Annotated in this window: 12 protein-coding genes and 1 riboswitch; of the genes, 8 read left to right on the forward strand and 4 right to left on the reverse strand. The window is 71.8% G+C overall.

Annotation, left to right across the window (positions count from 1 at the left end):
• Window positions 1-5 precede the first annotated feature (5 nt).
• Both ACZ5C2_RS33545 and ACZ5C2_RS33550 read right to left on the reverse strand, forming a co-directional pair.
• The gene (locus tag ACZ5C2_RS33545) at window positions 6-230 is read right to left on the reverse strand and encodes a DUF397 domain-containing protein (RefSeq protein WP_468799768.1); all 225 of its coding nucleotides are present in this window, start codon (window positions 228-230) and stop codon (window positions 6-8) included.
• A gap of 9 nt (window positions 231-239) precedes the next feature.
• Entirely contained in the window at window positions 240-1,100 is an 861-nt protein-coding gene (locus tag ACZ5C2_RS33550; protein ID WP_468799770.1) for a helix-turn-helix domain-containing protein, read from the reverse strand.
• 212 nt (window positions 1,101-1,312) lie between these two features.
• Here ACZ5C2_RS33550 and ACZ5C2_RS33555 point away from each other — a divergent pair, with 212 nt between their 5' ends.
• Window positions 1,313-1,780, forward strand: coding sequence for an ATP-binding protein (locus ACZ5C2_RS33555; RefSeq protein ID WP_468799772.1), 468 nt, complete (start codon window positions 1,313-1,315; stop codon window positions 1,778-1,780).
• A 73-nt stretch (window positions 1,781-1,853) separates the two neighbouring features.
• Here ACZ5C2_RS33555 and ACZ5C2_RS33560 read toward each other — a convergent pair whose 3' ends face one another.
• The gene (locus tag ACZ5C2_RS33560; protein WP_468799774.1) at window positions 1,854-2,327 is read right to left on the reverse strand and encodes a C40 family peptidase; all 474 of its coding nucleotides are present in this window, start codon (window positions 2,325-2,327) and stop codon (window positions 1,854-1,856) included.
• Window positions 2,328-2,330: 3 nt separating this feature from the next.
• A riboswitch (cyclic di-AMP (ydaO/yuaA leader) is annotated at window positions 2,331-2,520 on the reverse strand.
• Window positions 2,521-3,293: 773 nt separating this feature from the next.
• On the reverse strand, window positions 3,294-3,569 hold the full coding sequence (locus ACZ5C2_RS33565) for an ATP-dependent Clp protease proteolytic subunit (protein WP_468799776.1): 276 nt from the start codon (window positions 3,567-3,569) through the stop codon (window positions 3,294-3,296).
• 326 nt (window positions 3,570-3,895) lie between these two features.
• On the opposite strand from ACZ5C2_RS33565, the gene ACZ5C2_RS33570 reads away from it, so the two are divergent.
• From ACZ5C2_RS33570 to ACZ5C2_RS33600, 7 genes are all read left to right on the forward strand, one after another.
• Window positions 3,896-4,453, forward strand: coding sequence for a TetR/AcrR family transcriptional regulator (locus ACZ5C2_RS33570; protein ID WP_468799794.1), 558 nt, complete (start codon window positions 3,896-3,898; stop codon window positions 4,451-4,453).
• A gap of 136 nt (window positions 4,454-4,589) precedes the next feature.
• Window positions 4,590-4,892, forward strand: a complete 303-nt coding sequence (locus tag ACZ5C2_RS33575; protein ID WP_468799796.1) for an urease subunit gamma — start codon at window positions 4,590-4,592, stop codon at window positions 4,890-4,892.
• A gap of 16 nt (window positions 4,893-4,908) precedes the next feature.
• Entirely contained in the window at window positions 4,909-5,220 is a 312-nt protein-coding gene (locus ACZ5C2_RS33580) for an urease subunit beta (RefSeq protein ID WP_468799778.1), read from the forward strand.
• Window positions 5,213-6,934, forward strand: coding sequence for an urease subunit alpha (locus ACZ5C2_RS33585; protein WP_468799780.1), 1,722 nt, complete (start codon window positions 5,213-5,215; stop codon window positions 6,932-6,934). The genes ACZ5C2_RS33580 and ACZ5C2_RS33585 overlap by 8 nt, the downstream gene beginning before the upstream one ends.
• Entirely contained in the window at window positions 6,934-7,608 is a 675-nt protein-coding gene (locus ACZ5C2_RS33590) for an urease accessory protein UreF (RefSeq protein WP_468799782.1), read from the forward strand. Before ACZ5C2_RS33585 ends, ACZ5C2_RS33590 begins: the two co-directional genes overlap by 1 nt.
• A 116-nt stretch (window positions 7,609-7,724) precedes the next feature.
• Entirely contained in the window at window positions 7,725-8,408 is a 684-nt protein-coding gene (ureG, locus tag ACZ5C2_RS33595) for an urease accessory protein UreG (protein ID WP_468799784.1), read from the forward strand.
• Window positions 8,396-9,175, forward strand: coding sequence for an urease accessory protein UreD (locus ACZ5C2_RS33600; RefSeq protein ID WP_468799786.1), 780 nt, complete (start codon window positions 8,396-8,398; stop codon window positions 9,173-9,175). Before ureG ends, ACZ5C2_RS33600 begins: the two co-directional genes overlap by 13 nt.
• The last annotated feature ends 96 nt before the right edge of the window (window positions 9,176-9,271 follow it).

Here is a 9,271-nt window from a genome sequence, read left to right on the forward strand (position 1 = left end):
GCCGGTCAGTGGACCGCGGTCACGAACTCCGCCCAGCTTCCGGGGGAGAAGAGCAGCGCGGGCCCGTCGGGGGCCTTGGAGTCGCGCACGGCGAGCAGTCCGGCCAGGGGGCCGGCGGCCGGCCTGGCCGTCTCGACGCAGTTGTTCGCACCCGTGCTGTAGCTGCTGCGCAGCCACCGCGCACCGTGCAGTGCGAGGCTGGAAGGGATGGTCCGAGGCGGTGCGGGCATCGTGCCTCCTTACGCGCCGGCTGCTGCGCCGGCGATGAAATCCAACGAGTCCTCCGGTGAAAGGGCATGACTCGCAAGGGCGTTGAAGCCCTCCAAGTAGGCCCGGAGGTCTTCTTTCCGCTCCAGATGGAGGCTACTCGTCAAGTGGTCGAGAACAACCACATCGAGATCAGAAGTGCGCGAGAACGAAAAGATGACGAAAGGGCCGGTGACGCCGATGTGTGCCCCGGCGGTGAACGGCATTACCTGCAACCGCACTTGGGGCAGCCGGGCCGCCTCGACCAGCCGGTTCAGCTGACGGGTCATCACTCCGGGGCCGCCGACCTCCCGGCGCAGGACCGCCTCGTCCAGGACCGCGCTCAGCTCCAGGGGCGGCTCCGCCCGCAGCACGTCCTGCCGGGCCAGCCGCACCTCCACCAGGGCGTCCAGGCGTTCCTCCGACTCGCCCTCCATCGCCGCCTCGGTCACCGCCCGCGCGTACTCCGGAGTCTGCAGCAGCCCCGGGATCACCGTGGTCTCCAGGGTGCGCATCGCGCTCGCCTGGGACTCCAGGCTGATGAAATCGCGGTAGGTGGGCGGCAGTACGCCGCGGTAGGCGTGCCACCAGTGATGCCGGCCGCCGCCGTCACCGGTGCCCGAGAGCACCAGCAGCAACTCCCGCAACTGCGGATCGGCGACACCGTAGACGTCGAGCAGTAACCGCACATCGACCGGTTTCACCCCGCTCGTGCCCGTCTCGATCCGGCTCACCTTCGACTGGTGCCAGCCCGCCAGCCGGGCCGCCTCACCGCTGGTGAGTCCCGCCGAGGCGCGCAGCGCGCGCAGTTCGGCGCCCAGTTTGCGGCGGCGCACCGCGGGACCGTGCTGCATGGGTTTCTCCCTACTCCTTCCGAGCCGTCCGGATACGCTCTCCCGTCGCAGAGTTCACCGCTTTGAGCGACAGATATATGCATATCCTGGTGGATCGCCACCCTGTGCCGTGCGGTGATGGCAGTCTTGCGACGAGGCACCAGTGCGGGACCGTACTCGAACCAAACGCTCCGTGTCGGACCGCGGGCCCGTGGGAAAGGGACGACGTCGCCATGGCAGACCATCTGGAAGCATCCGTCACTCTGCCGAGCGATCCCGCCTCGGTCTCCACCGCCAGAGCCCATGTGGTGGGGACGCTGGTGGAATGGGGCATGCCGGCGGACGCGGAGCTCTCCGACACCGTCCGGCTGATCGTCTCCGAACTCGCCACCAACGCGGTGCAGCACACGTTCGGGCAGTCACCCACGTTCAGGGTGGATATCGCCCTGGTCCGTGATGAACGGGTGCACATCGGTGTGACGGACAGCCACCCACGGCTTCCCAAGCGACTGCCCGCCGCGGTTCAGCAGGACAACGGACGCGGGCTGGTCATCATCCGCTGGCTGACCGCGGAATGCGGAGGCAGACTCAGAATCCGCCCCACGCGTGAGGGCGGCAAGACCATCTCGGTCGAACTCCCTTGGGCGCCGACCGTCCAGGCCGCCGAAGCGGCCACGGCGGCGGGCCGACAGGAGCCGTAGGAACCGCCTCCGAGCGCGGCGGTGAGGGCGGCGGGGGCGGCGGCACGCGCGGGGGCACCGCCGCCCCGCGGGGTCACCTCACGCGCCCGTACGAGACGCTCCGGGTCCAGATCTTCTGCAGACGCACCACGTCCCCGGTCTTGGGGGCGTGCCAGATCTTGCCCTTACCCGCGTAGATGCCGACGTGGTAGACGTAGCCGCCTGAGTGGAAGAACACCAGGTCTCCGGCCCTGCGGCTACCGGCGGAGATGTGACGCGTCTTGTTGTACTGCTGGGCGGCGGTGCGCGGCAGTTTCTTGCCCACCTTCTTGAACGAGTACAGCGTCAGACCCGAGCAGTCGAACCGGTGCGGTCCGGTGGCGCCCCACTGGTACGGCGACCCCTTCTTGGATGCGGCGACACGCATTGCCTTGGTGGCGTGGCTCGCGGCAGCCGCCTCCGAAGCGGCTCCGGGGACCACGAGGGAGCCGCCCACGGCGGCGAGGGTGAGGGCCGAGGCCGTGCCGGCCCGGGCCATGAGAGACGGGACACGATTGAGCGCAGTCATGCGCAACCCTTCGTCAGCCGCCTGTGAAGGATGACCTGTCGGATTCGGGCTGGCGAAGTGGCCCGGCCGCACGAGTGCGGCTTCACCCCAAGGGCTGCTCGGAACTGACGTTCCGGCGACCCGTCGTGCCTGGGTCCTCCACTCCTGCCGATCCACTCCTGTCGACCGGTCATCCGGGCGGCGGCAGGACTCGGCGTCCGCCCGGATCGCCCCGCCGCGGCGGCGGGGTCTTGTCGTCAGTCAGGGATCTTGGCTCATGGCGCGATCGAAAACCCAACGGAACGGGGGGTTTGTGTTGTTACTCACCACTCATCCGTTCGGGTGGACGCCGGGCTGTTCGAGTCTCGGTCCGGGGCCCGGGTGAGCCCCGGACCAGGGGTGGAACGCTCGTTTCCGCCTTCGGGCCGCACGCGTTGTGCAACCGGAATGCCCTCAAAACAGCAGGTTCGTCTACGCCGGATGGGGGTAAGTCGTTTGGTCCGTTTCGACGCCCACCGCGGCGCACCGCCGGCGCCGGGCCCATGGGCGTCAACTGCCAGGCCCCAAAGGCAGCGTGATCCGGCCGTGCGCCGCTCACCGCCCAGCACCCGAAGTGCCCGGGCCGGCATGGCGGAGTGCGGGTCCCTCTCGCCGCGCCGGTGCGTGCGGGCCGGCGCGTCGTGCGGTGCGACGGGCCTTGCCGGCCGGCGCCTGGGCCGCGCGGTCCGTGGCAGGTGTCACCGCCCGGGGCCGGGTTGACCCGGCCGAGCAGGTCGGCGCCCTTGAGGTAACGGTCGGTCAACTCGGCCCCGCGCGGTCGGCGCGGGCGGTGGCGGCACTCGAGGGCGGCATCCGTGACTCACCTTGGCGCCGGAGCCGGGGCGCACGCTCCGGTGGTGGGGCACGATCCGGTCCGCCGGGCCGTGGTCCACCGGGCCTGCGCGTCGAGGACGCGGAGGTGTCGACGTCGGGCACGCAGGACTCGGGTCAGTGGGCCGGGTTTCCGCTCCATGCCCGCCCCGGACCTGCTCCCCGGTGCGGCCCGTGTGCCGGACGGAGCATCTGCTCCATGCGGGACCGGATACGGGTCAACTCCTCGGCCCGCATCGACAGATCACTCGCCCGCCCCTCGACCGGATCCGTCAGGGCGGGCTGACGGAGCACCAGCCGGGAGCCGGGCAGCACGAACCGCTTGTCCGGGGTGCCGGCGGCCGGCGGCGGCGCGGCGGTGCCCTTCGCCCGGCCCGGACGGACCGTCTCCATGCCGCTCGGGTGCGGGCTCGGGGCGCCTCGCGCGCTCCCTCAGTGCGCCGCCTACGAGCACGGCGCCCAGCCCCAGCGCCGCCCACCAGGCCAGTGTCAGCGCGGGGCCGACGGCGGCGGCGCCGTCGAAGAAGGACACCGAGCGCAACAGGGTCACTACCGCGCCCGGCGGCAGCCACTGGCCGATCGCCCCGGCCGGCTCGGGCAGCATCTCCGGCGCCGAGGAAGCGCCCGAGAACGGGTTGCCGAGCATCATGACCACCAGGGCGCCGAGTGCGATGCCGGGCCGTCCGAGCAGCGCCGCGAGTCCGGAGACCGCCGCTCCCATGGCCAGCGCGGCCAGTGCGAACGTACCGGCCACGGCCCACCAGCTCCCCGGAACAGCCTCCAGCCAGCTCTGGGACAGTTTCGGCGGGAAGGACGAGCTGATCGCCGCGATCGTGACCGAGGTGCTCGACACGGTGCGCGGCATTCTCGAGCAGGCCGCGCTGGAGAGCCCGCCACCCCTGCCCGATGTGCTCATCCCGCGTGCCCTGGGCCGGATCAGGAAGCAGCGGCCGGCGACTCTGGAGGGCGGGGAGTGGATGTTTCCGCGGCTGATGATCCAGGTGTGGACGGAGACCACGCGCCACCCCGAGCTGGCGGCCGTGCTGGCCGACGGATACGAGAAGGTCCGCACCGCCTGGGGGAAGATCGCCGAGGGATACCGGGACGCGGGCCTGCTGCCCCCCGGTACCGACACCGACGCCATGGCCCGGGCGATGATCGCGCTCGTCCAGGGCTTCGCCGCCCAGATGGCCCTGTTCGGCGGGGTCTCCGAGCAGACGCTGGGTGACGGACTGCGGGCGCTGATGTCCGTGCAGCGCCCCGCCCCGGACGCCTGACACCCGCTCACCACGCTGTTAACGTCCGCGAAACGCCACCCGGCTACCCTCCGGGGCCACGCCATCGGGAGCCACGCCCGTGGCCGAGGTCACCGGGCCCCGCACGGCCCGGAGCGAGGACTGTGAGGTGGATGCCGTGCACCTGACCCCGCACGAGCAGGAGAGGCTGCTGATCCATGTCGCGGCCGATGTGGCGGACAAACGCCGTGGACGCGGGCTGAGGCTGAACCACCCCGAGGCGGTCGCCCTCATCACCTCGCACCTGCTCGAAGGCGCCCGCGACGGCCGCACCGTCGCGGAACTCATGGTGTCGGGGAGGCGGTTGCTCACCCGGGCCGAGGTGATGGAGGGCGTCCCCGAGATGATCCGCGACGTCCAGGTGGAGGCCACCTTCCCGGACGGCACCAAGCTCGTCACCGTCCACGACCCGATCGTCTGAGCGAGGGCAGGCCGCAGTGATTCCCGGAGAGATCCTGTTCGCCGAGGACCCGGTCGTATGCAACGAGGGCCGGGAGGCCACCCGGCTGACCGTTCTCAACACCGCCGACCGGCCCGTCCAGATCGGCTCCCACTACCACTTCGCCGAGGCCAACCCCGGCCTGGAGTTCGACCGCGCGGCCGCCCGCGGCAAGCGGCTGAACGTCGCCGCGGGCACCGCTGTACGGTTCGAACCCGGCATCCCGGTCGAGGTGGAACTCGTCCCGCTCACCGGAGCCCGCGTCGTTCCCGGACTGCGCGGGGAGACCGGGGGTGCGCTCGATGCCTGAGCTCTCGCGCGCCGCCTACGCCGACCTGTACGGTCCGACGACCGGTGACCGCATCCGGCTCGCCGACACCGATCTGCTGATCGAGATCGAGGAGGACCGTGCCGGCGGACCCGGACTCGCCGGGGACGAAGCCGTGTTCGGCGGCGGCAAGGTCATCCGCGAGTCCATGGGCCAGGCCACCGCCACCCGCGCCGACGGCGCCCCGGACACCGTCGTCACCGGTGCCGTCGTCGTCGACCACTGGGGTGTCGTCAAGGCCGACATCGGCATCCGTGACGGTCGTATCACCGGCATCGGCAAGGCCGGCAACCCCGACACCATGGACGGCGTCCACCCCGACCTCGTCATCGGTCCCGAGACCGAGATCATCGCCGGCAACGGACGGATCCTGACCGCCGGCGCCATCGACGCCCACGTCCACTTCATCTGCCCAGGGCTCGCCGACGAGGCGCTGGCGTCCGGCATCACCACCCTGGTCGGCGGCGGCACCGGCCCCGCCGAGGGCTCCAAGGCGACCACCGTCACGCCCGGCCCCTGGCATCTTGCGCGGATGCTGGAGGCGATGGAGGCGTACCCGCTCAACATCGGGCTGCTCGGCAAGGGCAACACCGTCTCCCACGAGGCGATGCTCTCGCAGATCAGGGGCGGTGCGGTCGGACTGAAACTGCACGAGGACTGGGGATCGACCCCGGCCGTCATCGACGCCGCGCTGACCGTCGCCGAGCGTACGGGCGTCCAGGTCGCCATCCACACGGACACCCTCAACGAGGCCGGTTTCGTGGGCGACACCATCGCCGCGATCGCCGGGCGCGGCATCCACGCCTACCATGCCGAAGGCGCGGGCGGCGGGCACGCACCGGACATCATGACCGTGGTCAGTGAAGCTCATGTGCTGCCCAGCTCCACCAACCCCACGCGACCGTTCACCGTCAACACGGTCGAGGAACACCTCGACATGCTGATGGTGTGCCACCACCTGAACCCGGCCGTGCCGGAGGACCTGGCCTTCGCCGAGTCCCGGATCCGGCCGTCCACCATCGGCGCCGAGGATGTGCTGCACGATCTGGGCGCCATCTCGATCATCTCCTCCGACTCCCAGGCCATGGGGCGGATCGGCGAGGTGATCATGCGGACCTGGCAGACGGCCCATGTGATGAAGCGGCGGCGCGGCGCCCTCCCGGGCGACGGACCCGCCGACAACCACCGAGTACGTCGCTATGTCGCCAAGTACACGATCAACCCGGCGCTCGCCCAGGGGCTTGCCCGGGAGGTCGGGTCCGTGGAGAGCGGCAAGCTGGCCGATCTCGTGCTGTGGGAACCGGCGTTCTTCGGTGTGCGGCCGCAACTCGTCATCAAGGGGGGCCAGATCGCGTACGCGCAGATGGGGGACGCCAACGCCTCCATCCCGACCCCGCAGCCGGTCCTGCCGCGCCCGATGTTCGGTGCGGTCGGCCGGGCGCCCGCCGCGGGCTCGATCAACTTCGTGGCGGAACCGGCGCTCGAGGCCGGGCTGCCGGAGCGGCTGGGGCTGGCCAAGCGGTTCGTGACCATCGACTCCACGCGCGGGGTGACCAAGGCGGACATGCGGGAGAACGACGCCCGGCCGGAGGTACGGGTCGACCCCGACAGTTTCGCCGTACGGATCGACGGGGAACCGGTCGAGTCGACACCCGCCGCCGAACTGCCGCTGGCCCAACGGTACTTCCTCTTCTGATGTCCAGGGGAGCGCTTCTCGTCCTGGCCGACGGCCGGTTCCCCGCCGGAGGTCACGCGCACTCCGGAGGGGCGGAGGCGGCCGTCCGGGCCGGGCGGGTGACGGGGGCCGCGAGCCTCGAGGACTTCTGCCGGGGGCGGCTGCATACCACGGGACTGGTGGCGGCGGCGCTCTCCGCGGCCGCTGCGGCGGGGGCGGATCCGGGGGCGCTGGATGAGGCGGCGGACGCGCGTACGCCCTCACCCGCGCTGCGGGCCGCCGGCCGCAGGCTGGGGCGGCAGCTGACGCGAGCGGCGCGTGCGGTCTGGCCGTCCGGTGAACTCGACGCCGTCGCACGGACGTTCCCGAAGGGGGCACACCAGCCGGTGGTGCTGGGAGTCACGGCGCGGGCGGCCGGGCTGAATGCGGCGGACGCGGCGTACTGCGCGGCGTACGAGAGCGTGAGTGGGCCGGCGGCGGCGGTGGTGCGGCTGCTGGGGCTCGATCCGTTCGACGCCACGGCGGTGCTTGCGCGCTTGGCGCCGGAGATGGAAGGAGTGGTGGAGGCAGCGGTGGACGCGGCGGGGAGGGTTGCCGGGGAGGGGGTGGATGTCCTGCCCGCGATGTCCGCTCCGTTGCTCGAGGTGTACGCGCAGGCGCATGCGGGGTGGGGGGTGCGGTTGTTCGCCACGTAGACGGCTGTCTCCCCCTGCCGTCTCGTCCCGATACCGCGGGCGCTGCGCCCGGTCCCCCTGTCGGCCTGATCGGCCCGTCCTCAATCGCCGGACGGGCTGGATGCTGGAGACGCCCTGTGCATCTTGACCATTCTCCTTTCCACCACGGGCCCGGCGCCGTCGGGGCTGATGCCCGGCGGCCCGACGGTTCGCGGCGGGCACTGCGGATCGGGCTCGGAGGGCCCGTCGGGTCCGGGAAGACGGCCACCGTCGCCGCGCTGTGCCGGGCACTGCGGAACGAGGTGTCCCTGGCCGTCGTCACCAATGACATCTACACCCGTCAGGACGCCGAGTTCCTGCTCCGCGAGGCCGTGCTGCCGCCCGAGCGGATCACCGCCGTGGAGACCGGGGCGTGCCCGCACACCGCGATCCGCGACGACATCTCCGCCAACCTCGAAGCGGTGGAGGACCTCGAGGAGGAGACCGGCCCGCTGGACCTGATCCTCGTCGAGTCCGGTGGGGACAACCTCACCGCCACCTTCTCCCGGGGCCTCGTCGACGCACAGATCTTCGTGATCGACGTGGCAGGCGGGGACGACATCCCGCGCAAGGGCGGCCCCGGGGTGACGACCTCGGACCTCCTGGTCGTCAACAAGACCGACCTCGCCCCGTACGTCGGCTCCGACCTCGTCCGGATGGCCGCCGACGCCAGGAACCAGCGGGGCCACCTGCCCGTGGTCCTCCAGTCGCTGCGCGGCGAGGCCGGGGTGACGGACGTGGCCGACTGGGTGAGGGAGCGGCTCGCCGCGTGGACCGCGTGAACACGGCCGCCGTACGGGCCGTGGCCCGGGTTCGCGCCCGCGCCGACGGCCGGGGCGGGACCTGCCTGCCGGTGCTGGAGAGCGACGGACCACTGGCCCTGAGACGGACACGGGGGAGCCCGGCCGAGGCGCACGTCCTGCTGGTCGGCGCGATGAGCGGTCCTCTCGGTGGGGACCGCCTCACGGTACGCGCGGACGTGGAGCCAGGTGCCCGTCTCCGGCTCGGGTCGGCCGCCGCCACCCTCGCTCTCCCGGGCCGGCACTCGGACGAGGCGCGCTACGACGTACGTCTTTCCGTCGAGGCAGGCGGCGAACTGCACTGGCTGCCGCAGCAGTTGATCTCCGTCAGGGGAAGCGGGCTGCGTCTCACCACGGACGTCGGCCTGGCCCGGGGGGCCCGGCTCGTGCTCCGTGAGGAGCAGGTGCTGGGGCGGGCCGGAGAGCAACCAGGAAGGCTCACCTCCCGTCTGACCGTGCGGATCGCGGGGCGAACCGTACTTGACCAGCAGCTGGCCTGCGGCCCCGGAGCGCCCGGCGGATGGGACGGGCCCGCCGTGCTCGGCGGGCACCGGGCCGTCGGCCAGCTCGTCGTCGCGCGACCGGAGTTCGAGGAGAAGCCGGTCCCCGCGAGAGAGCTGGGGGAGGGCGCCGCCGTCCTGCCGCTCCCCGGCCCCGCGGTGCTCGTGACGGCCGTGGCGCCGGACGCCCTGCGGCTGCGGTGCCTTCTCGACGAGGCGCTGTCCTCCCTCGCTCCGGCATTCGGCTGACGGGGGGTGCCTCTATGTCTTTCGTCAAGGCGCCCAGGTTTGGTTTGGGGTGGTTTGACTGGCTGGGTCATGCGGCGAGTTCGACGTCCTTGGGGA

The organism is Streptomyces sp. NPDC031365 (assembly GCF_055569765.1).

What these genes read in the sequence shown, in the direction of transcription:
- ACZ5C2_RS33545 (WP_468799768.1), bottom strand. Translation starts at nt 230, where the DNA reads ATGCCCGCACCGCCTCGGACCATCCCTTCCAGCCTCGCACTGCACGGT.
- ACZ5C2_RS33550 (WP_468799770.1), bottom strand. Translation starts at nt 1,100, where the DNA reads ATGCAGCACGGTCCCGCGGTGCGCCGCCGCAAACTGGGCGCCGAACTG.
- ACZ5C2_RS33555 (WP_468799772.1), top strand. Translation starts at nt 1,313, where the DNA reads ATGGCAGACCATCTGGAAGCATCCGTCACTCTGCCGAGCGATCCCGCC.
- ACZ5C2_RS33560 (WP_468799774.1), bottom strand. Translation starts at nt 2,327, where the DNA reads ATGACTGCGCTCAATCGTGTCCCGTCTCTCATGGCCCGGGCCGGCACG.
- ACZ5C2_RS33565 (WP_468799776.1), bottom strand. Translation starts at nt 3,569, where the DNA reads ATGGAGACGGTCCGTCCGGGCCGGGCGAAGGGCACCGCCGCGCCGCCG.
- ACZ5C2_RS33570 (WP_468799794.1), top strand. Translation starts at nt 3,896, where the DNA reads ATGGCCAGCGCGGCCAGTGCGAACGTACCGGCCACGGCCCACCAGCTC.
- ACZ5C2_RS33585 (WP_468799780.1), top strand. Translation starts at nt 5,213, where the DNA reads ATGCCTGAGCTCTCGCGCGCCGCCTACGCCGACCTGTACGGTCCGACG.
- ACZ5C2_RS33590 (WP_468799782.1), top strand. Translation starts at nt 6,934, where the DNA reads ATGTCCAGGGGAGCGCTTCTCGTCCTGGCCGACGGCCGGTTCCCCGCC.